This window comes from Acinetobacter sp. YH12052, assembly GCF_013419835.1.
Taxonomy (GTDB): Bacteria; Pseudomonadota; Gammaproteobacteria; order Pseudomonadales; family Moraxellaceae; genus Acinetobacter; species Acinetobacter amyesii.
In genome coordinates this window covers 1-17,277 of sequence record NZ_VOZI01000025.1, presented here as the reverse complement: position 1 = coordinate 17,277, position 17,277 = coordinate 1, and the positions used below count along the sequence as shown (strand labels likewise).

The following is a 17,277-nucleotide window of genomic DNA, read 5'->3' as shown; positions in this document are numbered from 1 at the left end:
CCTTAGAATAAACCTGAAAGGCCTGGTGGAAGCCCCATACCAGAGTTTGCAGATTTCAGTTTTTCTTCTGAAATAACTTCAGCTTGACGTGATGCATCATTCATTGCCGCTGCAATTAAGTCTTCAATCATATCTGCATCATCTTGAAGTAGTTCAGGATTGATTTCAATACGTTTTACCACATGACGCGCAGTCATAGTAACTTTAACCAGACCACCACCTGCTTCAGCGTGAACTTCAACTTGTGCAAGCTCTTCCTTGGCTTTTTTAATGTTGCTCTCAACTTCTTTTTGCATGCGTTGAGCTTGCTGCATGAGCATATTTATGTTCATAAAAATCTCCGAACAAAACTGATGAATTCACTTTAGATAAGATCTAAACCGCGTGAAAGATCGCGAATAATATCATTAATATCTTCTAAACCAACAGATACACGAATTAAACCTTCGCTAATCCCTGCTGCTTTTTTCGCTTCTGCTGACATTCTGCCATGAGAAGTCGTTGCAGGATGGGTAATTGTTGATTTTACATCACCCAAATTACTTGTAATAGAAAGGAACTTGGTATTATCAATCACGGTCCAAGCGCCTTCACGTTCGCCTTTGGCAACAAACGACACAACTCCGCCAAAGCCTTTTTGTTGCTTTTTCGCCAACTCATGACCTTCGTGATTTGGAAGTCCCGCATAGTACACTTTTTCAACTTTCGGGTGTGAATCTAACCATTCAGCTAAAGTCTGAGCACTTGCACAATGTGCTTTCATACGTAAGCTTAAAGTTTCTAGACCTTTCAGGAAGATCCATGCATTGAATGGACTCATCGAGTTACCCAGTGTACGAATAACACCTGTAATCTCTTCCATCAATTTTGCACTACCAACAACTGCACCACCTAGCGCACGACCTTGACCATCAATATATTTTGTTGATGAATAGATCACGAGGTCCGCACCAAATTTAATCGGTTGCTGTAACACTGGTGTACAGAAGGTATTATCGACTGCAAATAATGCGCCATGCGCATGTGCAATATCGGCAATGGCTTGTAAATCACCTACTTGAGCTAATGGGTTTGACGGTGTTTCAATAAACAATAGGCGTGTAGTTGGACGAATCGCTTGTTTCCAAGCATCTAAATCTTCCAAATCAACAAAAGTAACATCAACGCCAAATTTGATGACATATTTTTCAAACAGAGAAATGATCGAACCAAAGACAGCACGTGAACACACCACATGATCGCCAGCTTTCAAATATGCCAAAGTAATTGCGTGTACGCCCGCCATACCTGAACTTGTCGCAACCGCGGCTTCAGCACCATCCAAAACAGCTAAACGTTTTTCGAAAGTTTGTACAGTTGGATTGGTATAACGTGAATAGGTATTGCCTTCAATTTGACCTGAAAATTTTGCTGCGGCATCTGCTGCACTTTCACAAACAAATGATGAAGTCAGGAAAATTGGCTCGCTATGTTCACCCTCAAAAGTACGAGTATGACCTGTACGAATCGCTAAAGTCTCTAATTGGTATTCGATGTCGTCTTGTTGGCTCATCTGTATTACTCAGTCGCGAAGAACTGCCTTTGTGAAGAATTGCCAATATTTTGAGCGTCTAAGCTATTTAAGGTCAAGGTAAAATACGAAATTATCGCTTAGACTTCGACCAATCCTACAAGGACTTAGGCAATTGACAGTTATGCACCCTTTCAAACAGAAATTTCTAGCGCAGCAAAAGAAAATTAAACACCTGTCTACACGTGTGTTTAATGCAAAATCGCTGGTCCTTTCTCAATCAACACCCTATGAAGTGATTACTGAATATAAACATGCAAAAGTTCGGTATTACGCTTCGCCTGATCGTAAATACAAAGAACCCTTAGTGTTTGTTGCACCACTGGCCATCAATATGGCAATTTATGATTTGTATCCATATCGCTCATTGGTGAAACATTTTCAACACAGTGGCTTTGATGTCTATTTGTTGGAATGGAGAAAGTTGAACTATCAAGATCGATTCTTAAATTTTCTATCGTTTATTGATGATGTGATTCCCCATTGTATAGATCAAATTTGTGAGCATGCAGATAGTCAATACATCTCGCTACATGGTTGGAGTATGGCTGGAGTCTTTGTCACGCTGTATACCGCATTACATCAACCTGAACATGTTAAAAATCTCATGGTGATGGGCGCACCAATTGATAGCTATGCCTCAGGTCGTATCGGAAAGTTATTTCAAAAAACCAATCGCTTGCTTTCACGTAGTAAGAATTTACAAGATACTGTTTACACTGGGAAAATTCCTAAACATTTTATCCATACACCGGGCGTGCTTAATGCGATTGGATTTAAAATCGTCGATCCAATTGGTTGGTTCAAAAGCCAAAAGCAATTTTTATCTAACTTAGATAATCTGCATGACCTGTATGAACATGCAACCATGGGCGATTTTCTCAATCACATGATTGACTATCCGGGTGGCATTAACCAAGACATGGTGTTCAATGTTTGGCTACAAAATCCGCTTAAAAACGGCATTATTCAATTGAAAGATAAAGTTATTCAATTAAAAAATATCCACTGCTCTTTGTTGATTGGCGCGGGTTCTACCGATCAAATCGTTACTGCCGATGCAGCAAGTCCTTTAGGCGAATTGACAAGTAGTCAAGATGTCACGTTTACTCTCATTCCCGGTGGTCACCTCGGCCTGATGTCGAGTCAAAAAAGTGCCAATCAATTTTGGCCAACTTTGACCCAGTGGCTTACACAAAGATCCAGTTTATTGAAATAAAAAATTTAGAGGGTAAAGATGATTCAGTCAGTTGCATTTATCGGATTGGGCGCAATGGGTTACCGTATGGCAGCGCACCTACCAAAACAGTTCGACACGGTTTATGTCTGGAATCGAAACTTTACCAAGGCAGAGCAACATGCTGCTGAATTTGGTACGCAAGCGGTTGTATTAGAGCAAGCAGTGCAAGCGGACATTATTTTTTCATGCCTACCCATCAGCCAAGATGTTGAAAATTTAATTGCGAGTGTGACGCTGAAATCAGGCTCGATTTGGGTCGACTGTACCAGCGGTGTGCCAGAATCTGCAAAAAAACTCGCTTCAGCCTTAAAGCAACAAAACGTTTCGTTCTTAGACGCCCCTGTGAGTGGACAAACCATTGGCGCTGAAACTGGAACATTAACCGTCATGATTGGTGGTGACGCAGCAGCCTTTGAACGTGCATTACCTGCGATCCAAACATTTGGCAAACTGATTAAACATGTGGGTGAACCGGGTGCGGGTTTTGCCGTTAAAGCTGTAAACAACATGTTAATGGCTGTAAATCTTTGTGCAGTTGCTGAAGGATTCACCACCTTAAAAGCGCATGGCGTGGACTTACATGAAGCACTCGATTGTATTAATGCGTCGAGCGGTAAAAGTAATGTGACTGAAACAGTTTTACCGCAGCGCGTACTGAATCGTAGCTTCCCATTAACCTTTGCGCTTCCATTACTTGCAAAAGATACGGGAATTGCTGTTGATCTGGTACGACAAGCAAAACTTTCAGCCCCTGTGCTCTCTTTGACGCAAAATTTAATCCAAGCAGCAAGCGATCAAGCTGAAGAAAACAGTGATTTTTCAAGCGCTATGATTATGTATGAAAAATGGAGTAAAATTACAATTGAGTAATAACTCGCCATTGAATAACGATAAATAACCATCATATTGTACTCTAGTGTCATAACACACATTGTTACAAATGACAGAGGAAACTCGCATGAACAAATTTACCCTTGCAACTTTGCTAGGTGCTGTAACTTTAATCGGGGCTTCTACTGCTGTTTTAGCATCTGAGCAAGAATGCCAAAAGTTGAAAAATGACCATGACGTGATTTATGCATCGAAAGGTTTCTGCTTTAAAGATCCTGATGCTAAAGCGAAGTTTGGCAATGACAATTGCTACACAACTAAGCCTAAATTTTCAGAAAAAGAGCAACAACGACTTGACGCGATCAAAGATCGTCAGAAAGAATTGAATTGTAAATAATTACGATTCAATTCGCACAAGGAATTTAGCAATGACTTATGATGATCAAAATATTTTTGCTCGGATTTTACGTGGAGAACTTCCTGCGTTTAAAGTCTATGAAGATGATCAAGTACTCGCTTTTATGGATGTCATGCCACAGGCCGAAGGTCATACGCTCGTAATTCCTAAAACCCCTGCTATTACGCTACTTGATTTAGATCCTGAAGCGGCTGCTTATACCATTCAGATTGTCCAAAAAGTTGCGAAAGCAATGGAGAAAGCCTTAGACGTGAAAGGTATCGTATTGATGCAGTTGTCTGGTGCTGCTGCGGGTCAAACTGTTCCGCATGTGCATTTCCACCTAATTCCGACTTCAGTCCATGAATTAGGTAAACATGCCGCACAAATGGGCGATATGGAAAAAATTAAAGCCATTGGCGAAAAAATCAAAGCAGCATTTTAAGTTCAATTGAGTTTAAAGTGATGATCAATGGAGCTTCGGCTCCATTTTTTTATGTTTAGAATATTGTGCCAAGTCATTTTAACTGCAAAATTTAATATTTAAAAATAACTATAAGTATTTAATAAATATCAATCTTTATAAATAAAAATACAATTTAAACCAAAAATCACCTTTCACCGTTTTGAAATATTTCCTTAATAGAACTGTCTTATTTGTAATGAATACTTAGCGCCATTAGATAGCGAAATTACTTCTAGCCAAGCTACTGATAAAACATATTGATATGACTGGAAAAGTCTTCTGGAGCTTCAAATGAAAAAAACTCTATGTGCATTAGCAATCGGGGCAACAATTCTTACACCAATGATGGCATCTGCTGCAGATGTAAAAATTTATGGCCGTGCACATGTCTCTCTTGACTATCTAGATGATGGTAAAGATTACAACGAAGTTGGTCTTTCTTCTAATGCTTCACGCTTAGGCTTCAAAGTAGATCAAAAAATTAATGATGACCTCAACGTATTCGCTCAAATTGAGCAAGAAGTAAACTTTGCAAGCGGTAGCCAAGACAGCAAAGGTATAGATTTTTCAACACGTGACACATTCGTGGGTTTAAAAAGTTCAACTTATGGTCAAGCACGTGTAGGTCGCTTTGACAGCCCATTTAAAGTTGCACGTAGCCCTGTGAACTTCTTCGGTGACATGGTTGGTGACGTTCGCAACGTAACACGTGTCGGCAACTTAAAATTTGATGAACGTAATGAAAACACAATTGAATATAAATCGCCAAAATTTGGCGGTGGTTTCAATGTATTAGCTGCAATGTCGATGCATTCAGGTACACAAATTGACCGTGAAGCAGATGGCGAAGGCAAAGATGATAACAAAGCCTATGACCTTGCTCTAACTTATAAAGAAGGTCCTATTGATTTTGCAGCAGCTTACGAAAAGTATGATGAAAATGCAGCAAACGCAGCAGGTGGCGCAAGTCGTGATGCATTGCGTATTGCTGGTGCATATAAGTTAACTGAAGAATTTAACTTGGGTGCGTTATACCAAATTGCCAAACACGACAACAATACAGCCAACCCAGATGCCCAAGTTTTTGGTGTAGCTGGCGAATATAAAGTAACCCCTAAAACCTCAGTACGCGGTGAATACTTCTACCGTGACGTAGATGCTGATGATGCTAATGCAAGCTTGATCGGTGTGGGTGTAGAACATAAGTTGGATAGCACTTTACGCGTATACGGCAACTTAGCAACTGTGCTTAACGACAAAAACTCTAAACTCAACCCTTGGAAAGAGGGTCGTAGCTTCGGTAACGGTATCGCAGGGATCGGTGATGAAAATGCAACTGCACTTTCTCTTGGTCTGCGTTACGACTTCTAAGCTGCAATATCTTCCCCCAAAAAGACATACCCCGGTATGTCTTTTTTACTCTTAAATTCAAAAAAGAAGAGCAACAAAGATTAAATTATTAGAGAGAAGCAAGTTGAGTTCGCATTTTGCTTCCGACCGGTCAAAGTTGCATCATGAACTATACTCATCTCACTCAAGAACAAAGATATCAAATATACAACTCGTTATGCAGAGGTTTTTCTAAGGCTGTACTAGCTCAAATCTGATCTGACGGTTACCAATTGCTTAAGGCTGTACCGCTTAGTAACCACCTTCTGTTTTCATCACTTGGGTATCTGTTTTATACTTCGATAAAAGCTCACGTAACGAATTCATGAGCACACTGGTGTCGACACCCACGGCAACAAATTCTGTGCCTAACTCGATATACTTCTGAGTCACATCATGCTGTGTCGACAAAATACCTGCTGCTTTACCCGCCTTACGTATACGCTGAATTGCATCAATCACGGTTTTTTGTACTTCAGGATGGTTCGAATTCCCCTGATAACCCATCGTCGCCGACAAATCCACCGCACCAATAAATATCCCATCGATGCCTTCAATTTTCAGTATTTCATCTAAGTTTTTAATCCCCTCTACCGACTCAATCTGAATCAGTAAACAGATATTTTCATGTGCCGTTGCATAGTAGTCAGGGATACTGTTCCAACGTGTTGCACGTGCTAATGCTGCACCAACGCCTCGAATACCCTCGGGTGGATAACGTACTGCCTTAACCATAAGTTGAGCTTGTTCAACAGTTTCAACCATAGGTATCAGCAAGGTTTGCGCACCAATATCCAACAGTTGTTTAATCAGTTGCACACTACCAATTGGAGGTCGAACTACGGCTTGCGAAGGATATGCAGCAATACTTTGCAATTGCGATAATGTCGTCCGCAAGTCACTTGGGGCATGCTCGCCATCAATCAGCAACCAGTCATAACCTGCATTTGCAGCTATTTCAGTCCCATAAGCATCGGCTAAACCGACCCACAAACCAATCTGCTGTTCGGTTTTTAATTTTTTCTTGAAATGATTGGTGTAATCCATCGCTGCTGTCTCATGCTTAAATTATGATTAACTACAATTGATTAAACGCCTTTTGGCAAAAACTACCAATAGCATTTATCTATCTTATGATTTTATATAACTCTAATTCGCACTTCATACAGCTTAAATCTGTTAATTTTTAGCCATTGAGTCCAGCATATACGACTAAGATCTATCTTTGGAAAATTTTCTCCTTAGACCATTTGGCCATTTATCCGCTAAACTACAGCAAACTATATCTGGAGATATTCGATGGATCTGTTAAACGTATCAAAACAACGCTATACCACGAAAGCATATAATCCTGCTAAAAAAATTCCACAGGAACAATTTGAGCGTTTATTACAAATACTCCGTTTAACACCATCTTCCATTAATATTCAGCCTTGGCATTTTTTTATTGCAGATCATGATGCAGCCAAACAACGCATTGCCAAAGCCTTAGTAGGAAAATATGCCTACAATGCCCCAAAAGTTTTAGATTCATCACATACGATTTTATTCTGTACTAAAGCAGACATCACTACAGAGCATTTAGATAATCTTTTAAATCAGGATGATCGTAGTGGTCGCTTTAAAGATGACAAAGCCAAACAAGGTCAAAAAGACAGCCGTACAGGTTATGTCGATTATTATCGTAATGAAAAAGGTGATATTCAACGTTGGGCTGAAAACCAAACATTTATTGCTTTAGGTCAAATGCTTTTGGCAGCAGGCATTGAAGGTGTGGATGCAACACCGATTGGTGGATTTGACGAAGCCATCATCACTGAAGAATTGGGCTTAGTTGAACAAAACTTGATTCCTTCTGTACTGATGACTTTAGGCTATCGTAGCGAAAATGATTTCAATGCGAAATTACCTAAATCACGTCTGAATGCTGAAGAAATTTTTACACATCTCTAGGCTTTTCATAAAACCGACGAAAGGGGCTATTTTACCTCTTTTTTGTCATTTCGGGACTTATTATTTAAACAATTATCGAGTATATTCTGCTCAAAATATACTCAGGTCTCTCCCTATGCCTACAGCTATAAAATTACCCATGAAATTTCATTGCGAAGCGTGCAATACGGTTTATTTACAAAAATATGCGGGCGATATGCTCCATAGCTATCCAAACTGCCCAAACTGTAAACAACCGGGTCAGTTACAAGGCACGATTGAAACTCAAGATTTCCTAAAACACCCCGTTGCAGTGGGTAAATGTTATTTTGAAAACACCTTACAACGTTTTCAACAACTCACACGTTAACTAAGCATCTAAAACTAAAAGCCCTCAAATCGAGGGCTTTTTTAATAACGACATATTTAGCAACAATGTGAAAATATAATATTTATAAATTGGTCTGAACTTTGCTGAATAATTTGAATCAGAACAACAAATCAAGCAGAGGTGGGACATGTCATATTTACTACAAATGCCGATGAAGTTTGAATGCGGTCATTGCCATCAAATGTATCTGTATACTTATCAATATACTGATCATCACTGCCCTGAGTGTCCGAGTTGTCGAGATCAAGGACTGCTCATGGGCGTGGCTGAGTGGGATGATTTGCTACAACACCCGATCGTTTTTGCTAAAAGTTATCTTAGACAGACATGGCATATGCTAAGCAAACCACACTCATGATCCCTGCAATCAAACCAAATACGGTTGCGACTCTCAATTTTTCTTTAAAGATGATGAGGCCCGCAACCACACCTAAAACTACAACCAAAATATTCATGCCAGCAAAGACGATTGCAGGTGTGTCTTTAAGCAACATGTGGGCTTTCACATACAGTGCAATATTGGCAAAGTTTAAGAGACCTAAGCCCAATCCAGCGAGGATATTTTTTGTCTGCCCCAGACTGCCGTGTTGTACGATGTTATAAATACTCGAAAGTAGAAATGAACAAATAAACACCAGATTTAAAGTCACCGCAAACTGCATGCCCAAACCTGAGGCAAATTTTAATAGCACATCAATCAGTGCATAGCCTGCCCAAACGCTTAATAAAAATAAAATCCCCTGCTTTCCATCAATGCTTCCCTTACGCTGTGAAAATAAAATCAGCAATACCGCAAGTACACCAAGCGCAATACCAATGAGCTTAATGGCATTAAAATATTCACTGAAAATAAAATAGGCTGCGCTAAGAGAAAGCACAACCGATAAGCGCTGAGCCAATTCGGTTTTTAAAATACCTGCTGTTTGCAGTGAGCGTGCTAAGCAATAAAAAATCGTCGGCAGTAATACACCCAAAGCCGCAATTAAAACCCACGGCGTTTTATTAATCGAAATATGGGCTAGATCCGGCTTAAACCATAGAAAACATAAAATACTCGCAGATGCATAATTCCATGTGATCATTTGTGCAGGGTTAAAACCCCGATCACGACAGAGTTTTAGAATTACTGAAACGAGAACACTGCAAATCGCGGCAGCAAAGATCAATTCCATGACACGCTCTTATTCTTGAGTTGTATTTAAAGCAATTTTTCTAAGTTCAAATCAAAGAAAAGCCCACTTAATTGTGGGCTTTTCTTCAAAAATAATCTATCTCAAGACAAATTATTTATAGTGACTCACCATTTTCTCTAAAGAAATTGGACGAATCTTGTCAGCATTACCCGCTGTACCAAATGCTTCATAACGATCGATACAAATTTGTTTCATTGCATCAACAGTTGCAGAGAAGAATTTACGTGGGTCAAATTCAGCTGGTTTCTCAGCCATCATACGGCGCATAGCACCTGTAGATGCAAGACGTAAGTCAGTATCGATGTTAATTTTACGAACACCGTGTTTGATTGCGTCTACAAGTTGCTCTACTGGAACACCGTAAGTTTCGCCGATGTTACCACCGAATTCATTAATTACAGCCAACCATTCTTGTGGCACAGAGCTTGAACCGTGCATTACAAGATGCGTATTTGGTAACGCAGCGTGAATTTCTTTAATACGGTCAATCGCTAAGATGTCACCTGTAGGTGGACGAGTAAATTTGTACGCACCGTGTGAAGTACCCACTGCAATTGCAAGTGCGTCAACATTGGTATCTGCTACAAATGAACGCGCTTCTTCAACTGAAGTTAAAAGCTGAGAATGGTCAAGTACGCCTTCAGCGCCTACACCATCTTCTTCACCAGCCATACCAGTTTCAAGGCTACCTAAACAACCGATTTCGCCTTCTACTGAAACGCCACACGCATGTGCCATTTGAACAGTACGACGAGTCACGTCTACGTTGTATTCGTATGAAGTTGGTGTTTTACCGTCTTCACCTAATGAACCGTCCATCATCACTGATGAGAAGCCAAGTTGAATAGAACGTTGACATACGTCAGGGCTAGTACCATGGTCTTGGTGCATAACCACAGGAATATGTGGCCATTCTTCGATTGCTGCCAAAATCAAATGACGCAAGAACGGAGCGCCTGCATACTTACGTGCACCCGCAGATGCTTGTACGATTACAGGTGAATTTGTTGCATCTGCTGCAAGCATAATTGCACGCATTTGTTCTAAGTTGTTTACGTTGAATGCTGGTACGCCGTAAGCATGTTCGCCGGCGTGATCCAAGAGCTGGCGCAATGAAATAAGAGCCATAATATCCTCCCAGGTAATGCCGCATATTCTACATGCTCAATCATTTCAATTCAGCAACAAATAACACTATTTAAAAAAAAATCCCTGCATTTGCAGGGACTTTTTAAATAAAGACAACAATCTTAGTGAGTTGCTGCTGCTGAAGCGGCTGTTTCAGCGTCAGCTGTTGCTTCGTCTGCAGGTGCATTTGCAATTTCAGCAGGAACATCTTGATTCTTTTCATCCAATACTGGCTTATCAAGTTCATCAATGGCTTTTTGTTGTTCTGGCGTTGTTTGAGCATTATCTACGGCAACAGCAGATGCTTCTGATTCCGTTGGTGCAGACTCTTTTTTAGCACAAGCTGTCAAAGTTAATGGAGCAATTAAAAGTACAGCAAGTGCAAGTTTTAAGTTCATCGTTGTTTCCTACTACTGCTAATTAGGTGTTGCGATGAATTTTATTGCAGAAATATTGCACTTTGATGACGACAAAATGAATGGGCGATAAAAAAAGGCTGACCGAAGCCAACCTTTTTTAATACTGTATTATCTTATTGATAATACTAAATTAAGCACGGTCAAGAAGCGCCGCTACAGCAGGAAGAGTTTTACCTTCAACGAATTCAAGGAAAGCACCACCACCAGTCGAGATGTAACCAATTTTGTCTGCAACTTCATATTTATCAATTGCAGCAAGCGTATCACCACCACCCGCGATCGAGAAGCCTTCAGATTCTGCAATCGCTAAAGACAATGCTTTGGTGCCTTCGCCGAATTGATCAACCTCAAACACACCTACTGGACCATTCCATAGAATAGTTTTTGAAGTTTTCAAGATTTCTGCAAATGCTTTTGCAGTTTCAGGGCCCACATCCAAAATCATGTCGTTGTCTGTTACATCTTCAACTTTTTTCACGACAGCTTTAACAGCAGCTAATGAACCGAGGAAGTCTGCAAAATCAATTTCAGCAGCATCAGCAACAACAACATCTGTTGGAAGTGGTACAGATACTTTTGCAGCAATGGCTTTTGCTGTGTCGATCAAGTCATTTTCACAAAGTGATTTACCAACATTGAAGCCCGCAGCAGCTAAGAATGTATTGGCAATACCACCACCCACGATCAATTGATCACAGATATCAGATAGTGAAGTTAATACATCTAATTTTGTAGAAACTTTTGAGCCTGCAACAATCGCAACCATTGGTTTTGCAGGAGTTTTAAGTGCACGACCAAGCGCATCAAGCTCAGCAGCAAGTAAAGGACCTGCAGCAGCCACTTTTGCGCAACGTGCTACACCTTCAGTCGATGCTTCTGCACGGTGAGCCGTACCAAATGCATCCATAACGTAGACATCACAAAGTGCTGCATATTTAGCTGATAATTCAGGATTGTTTTTCTTTTCACCCACGTTGAAACGGCAGTTTTCAAGTAAAACCACTTGACCTGGCGCAACGTCAACACCGTCCAAATAATCAGTGATCAGTTGAACATCTTGACCCAAAGCGTCTGTTAAATAAGCGGCTACAGGTGCTAGAGACTGTTCTGCTTTAGGCTCACCTTCAACAGGACGACCTAAGTGTGAATACACCATTACAGCAGCACCTTTTTCTACAGCTGCTTTAATTGTTGGCAACGCCGCACGTAAACGTGCATCGCTTGTAATCACGCCATTTTTAACTGGTACGTTAAGATCTTCACGGATCAGAACACGTTTACCCGCCAAATCAAGGTCAGTCATACGCTGAAAGTTCATGCATTACTCTCTTTTATTGATATCAAAACGCGACGATTTTAAATGATTATGCAGAAAAACGTTAGCTTCTTTTGCAGAAAAGCTATGTAGAGCCAAAGTTTTGTTATGATAGCGAAAAGCCTTATAAAGATTCAGCGCTTATGTCAATTCATCCAGACCCAAATATTAATCGTTTAAATGTTTTAGGCGAACCCTTGGCAAGCTGTTGTTTTGATCCGATTACCGGATATTTTAGAAATGGCTTTTGCCATACAGCAACAACAGACCTTGGTCAGCATACGATGTGTGCACAAATGACATCTGAATTTTTAAACTTTTCCCAAAAAGTTGGCAATGACCTAATCACACCCTTACCCGAAGTTGGTTTTCCAGGACTACAACCTGGTGACTTCTGGTGTATCTGTGTGACTCGCTGGGTGGAAGCGTATCAAGAAGGATTTGCCCCACCTATTAAAATACAAGCGTGTCACCAAGCGGCGCTGTCTTATGTACCGCTTGATGTACTTATGGAATATGCAGTGTAATGAGTACTCCCAAAATCATTTTGGCTTCGAGCAGCCAAACCCGTAAAGACCTAATGGACCGTTTACGGATTGATTATCACTCAATCGTACCAGATATAGACGAAACACCTCGCGGTGAGAACCACGCCGATGAGTTAGCGAAGCGACTGGCATTTGAAAAAGCTTCAGCGATTGCAAACCAGCACCCAGATGCAATTGTGATTGGTTCTGACCAAGTCGCATGGCGCGAAGGCGCACCGGATATTTTTATTGGTAAACCGCTTTGTGATGAAAAAGCCGTTAAGCAGCTTCAAGCCAACTCTGACAAAATCGTTTATTTCAGTACTGCACTTAGTGTCCAACAAAAATCGATAGGTTTTGAACAAACCCTTGTCGAGCACTATAAAGTGAAATTTCGCAAACTAAGCTTGCCTGAAATTGAACGTTATGTTCAGGTTGAACAACCGTTACACTGCGCTGGCAGTTTTAAATGTGAAAGTTTAGGGATTAGCTTATTTGAAGAAATGATCGGGCAAGACCAAACTACACTCATGGGTATGCCGATGATTAAACTCTGCAATATTTTGCGTGAGCTTAAGATCTTAGTCCCATAATTTTAAAATCTTTATCTGTTACAGCATAATAAACACATCATTAGCTCTTTATGGGCTAATGATTAAAAAGTCACTTACTTATTTATTACAACCAAGAACTGAAAACATAAAAAAGTTTAATTTACTTTCATCTAGCCTCATTAGCATTAGCCTTCTATTTTGTTCGACAAACGGTCATACCAATACAGTGAATCAAACTGTGACCAACTCTCAGCAATACAACAAAAACTTAGTCAATGAGTGGGTTCAATATAAATTTATCTATGCTGAATTAGAACAACAAGGCGCTGCAATGCAGGAGCAAATCATTCAACAACTGGGCACTAAAACCAAAACCGGTGGGAGTAACTCACCAGAACAACAAATCAATAAACTGGTTGCTCTAGGCAAACAAAAATTTGAAAGCATTCAACCACAAACAGTTGAAGTGAAAAAACTTCTAAAACTACAAACCGAAAATGTTGAAATGATGGCAAAAGTCATGCCGAATCATTTCAAATTAATGTCTGATAAAGAAAATACTAAAATTGACACCAATGCACATTTTGAGCAATTCATGAAATTTTCAGCGACCACGGCTGCTGCCAATAGCTATGATTTGGAGGTTGAAAAATTAGTCATGCAATATCTCAAAGACAATCCTTTAAAATAGTCTCAAGCTAATCGAAATAATTTAATGAAATAGAGCCTTGCTAAAAACAGGAATCTCAAGGGACAATATATCCATTGAAATTGTATGTATTTAGCTATGGCTCATTCTCTTAACATCCTCGGCGGCATCAGCGCTGAACAATTCCTTGCCGAATATTGGCAAAAAAAACCATTATTGGTTCGTAATGCACTCCCTGAAATTGCCCAAATACTTGAACCGAAAGACGTTCTAGAATTGGCTTTAGAAGACAATGTCACTGCACGTCTCATCAAACAAAAAGATCGTGATCCTAACCAATGGACAGTGAAATCTTCTCCACTACTTAAAGCCGATTTTCAAAAAATGCCGAAACTGTGGACTTTATTGGTTCAAGCTGTCGATCATTATTCTTTTGACCTAGCCGAGCTTTGGAAGCAGTTTTCATTTATTCCGCAATGGCGTCGTGATGACATCATGGTGTCATATGCACAAAAAGGCGGCTCTGTCGGGCAACATTTTGATTTTTACGATGTATTCCTCGTACAAGGCTATGGTCACCGCCGTTGGCAATTGGGTCAGATGTGTGATGCCGATACTTCATTTGTCGAAGGTCAACCGCTTCGCTTACTGCCAGAAATGGACGTTCATTTTGATGAAGTGCTTGCTCCCGGCGACTTACTTTATGTGCCACCAGGCCTATCACACTATGGCGTAGCTGAAGATGAATGTCTAACGTATTCATTTGGCTTCCGCATGCCAAATGTCACAGAAATGATGGATCGAGTGACAGACAAATTCACAGACAATCCTCTACTTAAAAATCCATTAACTGACATTTTACGTGACCAAATCAGTGCGATTGGCCAAGTGACTGAAAATGAACTTGAGTATTTAAAAGAAAAGTTATTTGAACAATTGCAAAATTCAACCGTACTTGAAGATGCAATCATGAGCTTAATGTCAGAACCTAAATATCCTGACAATATTCCTGAAGCCGAAGAAATCGGCACTGGTGATCTTGAAGAGGCCTTAGATCAAGGCTATCAACTCATGTTAGAACCGGCTTCACGCTTACTATATACAGAGCAAGACGGTGATATTTTGTTTTGGGCAAATGGCGAAGGAATCTGTATCTCAGACGAATTTGCAGTGCATTTAAAAACCATTGCCGATGGCCAAAGTCTAGCGCTAGACGAATCTTTATATGATGCTGATATCTTAGAAAATATTGCCATGCTATTAAATGAATCTGTGCTGATGCTCGTCCCAACGGAAGCTGAATAAACTCAATAAAAAGGGAGCGTCATGCTCCCTTTTTATACTGCTGAATAGCATTATTTTCGCTTTCTACGATTTAAAAAATCTTCGACTTGATCGGCTTTTTTCTCCACGATGACGCGATAAACCCATACAATCAATAACACCAATCCAATAAACCAAAGATAACGCATTACGCTGTATTTAAGGTGAAGACATAGACTAGAATGTGGTGATCGTAGATACCATCGGAATTCAAATATAAAAGCCTAAAAACAAAAGCGAAGCTATGGTGGAAAGAAAAAAGGCACATATTTTCAAAGTTTAAGTCATTATTCATCGCAGATTCAAATCCCAAGTGCGACACATTTGTAGTTAGTTGAAAAAGTTAGATGTATTCATAGAATCATTAGACTTTTTCAACTCGCAATTGGAAAGCACACAATGAAGAAATACACCCAACTTTCTCAAGATGAAAGATACGAAATTTATGCTACTTTGAAAAGTAAAAGTTCAATCACTACCCTTGCTCGGGAGCTAGGGCGTTCACGATCAACCATCTACCGTGAATTAAAAAGAAATACTGGGCAACGTGGATATAGGGCTCAACAGGCAGCTAAATTTGCAAGTCAAAGACGGTACCGTCCTTCATCATCAATGACAGCATTTGCCTTCGCGTATATTGATTATTTGATTGGCTTGGACTGGTCACCAGAACAAATTTCAGGTGCTTTAACACAACGCAGTTGGCTGGATGCACCTTCACATGAATGGATTTACCAGTACATTTATCAAGATAAATCAAAAGGCGGTAAACTCCATCTACACTTAAGGCATCAGAAGAAATATCGAAAACGAGGTTACAAAAACACGGATCGTAGGGGTCAAATCATTGATAAAACAAGTATTCATTGCCGAGATGAGGTCATTGATAACGACAACGTTTAGGAGATTTCGAAGGTGACACGGTGATTGGTAAGCATCATAAAGGTGCTTTATTAACTCTCGTTGATCGAAAGAGCCTGTACGTACATATTGTTCATTTAGGGCCAACGAGAGCATCCCCTCAAACGATTACTTATGCATTAGATCGTTTACGAATGAGCCATGCTTATAGCGTGACATTTGATAATGGCAAAGAATTTTCCGAACACAAAAGAATTACTGATACCGGCATAGAGGCGTATTTCGCTGACCCTTACAAGTCTATTCAGCGAGCTAGAAATGAAAATACGAATGGTTTAATCCGTCAATATCTGCCCAAATCATCATCGTTTGATGACGTGTCAAACGAACAAATAGAGCAGATAGAATTTGCACTCAACCATCGTCCTAGAAAAACACTAGGTTGGTATACACCGAGTGAAGTTATGGCTGGTTTTTATACTGTTGCACTTGCTGCTTGAATCCGCCATTTTAAAAAAATTTAAAGTCAAATATCACAATCATGGTTTTTTTTACATACTTTATCCCAGTATTCATAATCTTTTGAATTATTTAGTTTTTTATAATAAAGTCTTAAGTTGTAAATAGCATCAGGGTTCCCATTTATTGCTAATGGTTTTATTATTTCAATAGCTGTATTAATATTAGCTCCCACACCATACCCTTTAAAATATAATGTTGCTAATTGGATCTCCGCTAGAGAATAATTTTGATTTGCCGATAAAGTGTACCACTTGAAAGCCTCCTTAAAATCCTTATTAACCCCTATTCCTTCAAAATACATTTGCCCAATATTAAACTGCGCATCTGGATTACCTAGCAAAGCAGCCTTCTTATAATATTTCAGTGCCTTTTCTAAATCTACATCATAACCATAGCCATAATTATACATCACACCTATTAAATTAAAGGCTAGCGCGAAATTATCATTAGATCTCTTTCATAAATCAAAAAACGATCTTCTTTTTGGTTAATATTTGCACTCCGGATTTCTTAGCATTCGTGCATAATCTGCGGATGAAATACATCGATTCAAACAAGCTTTCTGATCCT

The 17,277-nt window shown here is 39.8% G+C and carries 19 protein-coding genes and 1 pseudogene; 12 read left to right on the top strand and 8 right to left on the bottom strand.

Annotated elements, in window-relative coordinates:
• Positions 1-2 precede the first annotated feature (2 nt).
• Positions 3-332, bottom strand: a complete 330-nt coding sequence (locus FTU06_RS15065; protein ID WP_078188506.1) for a YbaB/EbfC family nucleoid-associated protein — start codon at positions 330-332, stop codon at positions 3-5.
• A 32-nt stretch (positions 333-364) separates the two neighbouring features.
• Entirely contained in the window at positions 365-1,552 is a 1,188-nt protein-coding gene (locus tag FTU06_RS15060; protein ID WP_180147419.1) for an O-succinylhomoserine sulfhydrylase, read from the bottom strand.
• A 142-nt stretch (positions 1,553-1,694) separates the two neighbouring features.
• On the opposite strand from FTU06_RS15060, the gene FTU06_RS15055 reads away from it, so the two are divergent.
• From FTU06_RS15055 to FTU06_RS15035, 5 genes are all read left to right on the top strand, one after another.
• On the top strand, positions 1,695-2,789 hold the full coding sequence (locus FTU06_RS15055; RefSeq protein WP_180147416.1) for an alpha/beta fold hydrolase: 1,095 nt from the start codon (positions 1,695-1,697) through the stop codon (positions 2,787-2,789).
• Between the two features lie 18 nt (positions 2,790-2,807).
• On the top strand, positions 2,808-3,680 hold the full coding sequence (locus FTU06_RS15050; protein WP_180040991.1) for an NAD(P)-dependent oxidoreductase: 873 nt from the start codon (positions 2,808-2,810) through the stop codon (positions 3,678-3,680).
• An 88-nt stretch (positions 3,681-3,768) separates the two neighbouring features.
• Positions 3,769-4,038 (top strand): YARHG domain-containing protein, encoded by a 270-nt coding sequence (locus tag FTU06_RS15045; RefSeq protein WP_078188510.1) that lies wholly within the window; start codon positions 3,769-3,771, stop codon positions 4,036-4,038.
• Positions 4,039-4,069: 31 nt separating this feature from the next.
• Positions 4,070-4,483: an HIT family protein gene (locus FTU06_RS15040; RefSeq protein ID WP_180147413.1), complete on the top strand. Its 414-nt coding sequence runs from the start codon at positions 4,070-4,072 to the stop codon at positions 4,481-4,483.
• A 312-nt stretch (positions 4,484-4,795) separates the two neighbouring features.
• On the top strand, positions 4,796-5,875 hold the full coding sequence (locus FTU06_RS15035) for a porin (RefSeq protein ID WP_180147410.1): 1,080 nt from the start codon (positions 4,796-4,798) through the stop codon (positions 5,873-5,875).
• Positions 5,876-6,145: 270 nt separating this feature from the next.
• On the opposite strand, the gene hpaI is transcribed toward FTU06_RS15035, so the two are convergent.
• On the bottom strand, positions 6,146-6,940 hold the full coding sequence (gene hpaI, locus FTU06_RS15030) for a 4-hydroxy-2-oxoheptanedioate aldolase (protein WP_180147407.1): 795 nt from the start codon (positions 6,938-6,940) through the stop codon (positions 6,146-6,148).
• Between the two features lie 252 nt (positions 6,941-7,192).
• Here hpaI and nfsB point away from each other — a divergent pair, with 252 nt between their 5' ends.
• Positions 7,193-7,846 (top strand): oxygen-insensitive NAD(P)H nitroreductase, encoded by a 654-nt coding sequence (gene nfsB / locus FTU06_RS15025; protein ID WP_180090217.1) that lies wholly within the window; start codon positions 7,193-7,195, stop codon positions 7,844-7,846.
• A 115-nt stretch (positions 7,847-7,961) separates the two neighbouring features.
• The gene (locus tag FTU06_RS15020; RefSeq protein WP_078188692.1) at positions 7,962-8,195 is read left to right on the top strand and encodes a hypothetical protein; all 234 of its coding nucleotides are present in this window, start codon (positions 7,962-7,964) and stop codon (positions 8,193-8,195) included.
• A 338-nt stretch (positions 8,196-8,533) separates the two neighbouring features.
• Here the strand turns inward: FTU06_RS15020 and FTU06_RS15015 are convergent, their stop codons facing one another.
• From FTU06_RS15015 to FTU06_RS15000, 4 genes are all read right to left on the bottom strand, one after another.
• A complete protein-coding gene (locus tag FTU06_RS15015) occupies positions 8,534-9,388 on the bottom strand; it encodes an EamA family transporter (RefSeq protein WP_180049406.1) in 855 nt (284 codons plus the stop codon).
• 111 nt (positions 9,389-9,499) lie between these two features.
• The gene (fba, locus tag FTU06_RS15010; RefSeq protein WP_078188695.1) at positions 9,500-10,537 is read right to left on the bottom strand and encodes a class II fructose-bisphosphate aldolase; all 1,038 of its coding nucleotides are present in this window, start codon (positions 10,535-10,537) and stop codon (positions 9,500-9,502) included.
• Positions 10,538-10,659: 122 nt separating this feature from the next.
• A complete protein-coding gene (locus FTU06_RS15005; protein ID WP_078188696.1) occupies positions 10,660-10,935 on the bottom strand; it encodes a hypothetical protein in 276 nt (91 codons plus the stop codon).
• A 151-nt stretch (positions 10,936-11,086) separates the two neighbouring features.
• Positions 11,087-12,274 carry a phosphoglycerate kinase gene (locus tag FTU06_RS15000; protein ID WP_180147404.1) on the bottom strand — a complete coding sequence of 396 codons (1,188 nt, stop codon included), beginning with the start codon at positions 12,272-12,274 and terminating at the stop codon, positions 11,087-11,089.
• Positions 12,275-12,414: 140 nt separating this feature from the next.
• Between FTU06_RS15000 and FTU06_RS14995 the strand changes: the two genes are divergently transcribed.
• The 5 genes and pseudogenes from FTU06_RS14995 to FTU06_RS14975 all read left to right on the top strand — a co-directional run bounded on the left by FTU06_RS14995 (position 12,415) and on the right by FTU06_RS14975 (position 16,685).
• The gene (locus FTU06_RS14995) at positions 12,415-12,798 is read left to right on the top strand and encodes a DUF2237 family protein (protein WP_078188698.1); all 384 of its coding nucleotides are present in this window, start codon (positions 12,415-12,417) and stop codon (positions 12,796-12,798) included.
• Positions 12,798-13,391: a nucleoside triphosphate pyrophosphatase gene (locus tag FTU06_RS14990; protein ID WP_168379679.1), complete on the top strand. Its 594-nt coding sequence runs from the start codon at positions 12,798-12,800 to the stop codon at positions 13,389-13,391. Before FTU06_RS14995 ends, FTU06_RS14990 begins: the two co-directional genes overlap by 1 nt.
• 187 nt (positions 13,392-13,578) lie before the next feature.
• Positions 13,579-14,043 (top strand): hypothetical protein, encoded by a 465-nt coding sequence (locus FTU06_RS14985; RefSeq protein WP_180147401.1) that lies wholly within the window; start codon positions 13,579-13,581, stop codon positions 14,041-14,043.
• A 96-nt stretch (positions 14,044-14,139) separates the two neighbouring features.
• Positions 14,140-15,306 (top strand): cupin domain-containing protein, encoded by a 1,167-nt coding sequence (locus FTU06_RS14980; RefSeq protein WP_180147398.1) that lies wholly within the window; start codon positions 14,140-14,142, stop codon positions 15,304-15,306.
• Between the two features lie 417 nt (positions 15,307-15,723).
• Positions 15,724-16,685: pseudogene (locus FTU06_RS14975) on the top strand (IS30 family transposase).
• Positions 16,686-16,711: 26 nt separating this feature from the next.
• Here the strand turns inward: FTU06_RS14975 and FTU06_RS14970 are convergent.
• A complete protein-coding gene (locus FTU06_RS14970; RefSeq protein ID WP_180147434.1) occupies positions 16,712-17,116 on the bottom strand; it encodes a tetratricopeptide repeat protein in 405 nt (134 codons plus the stop codon).
• Between the last annotated feature and the right edge of the window lie 161 nt (positions 17,117-17,277).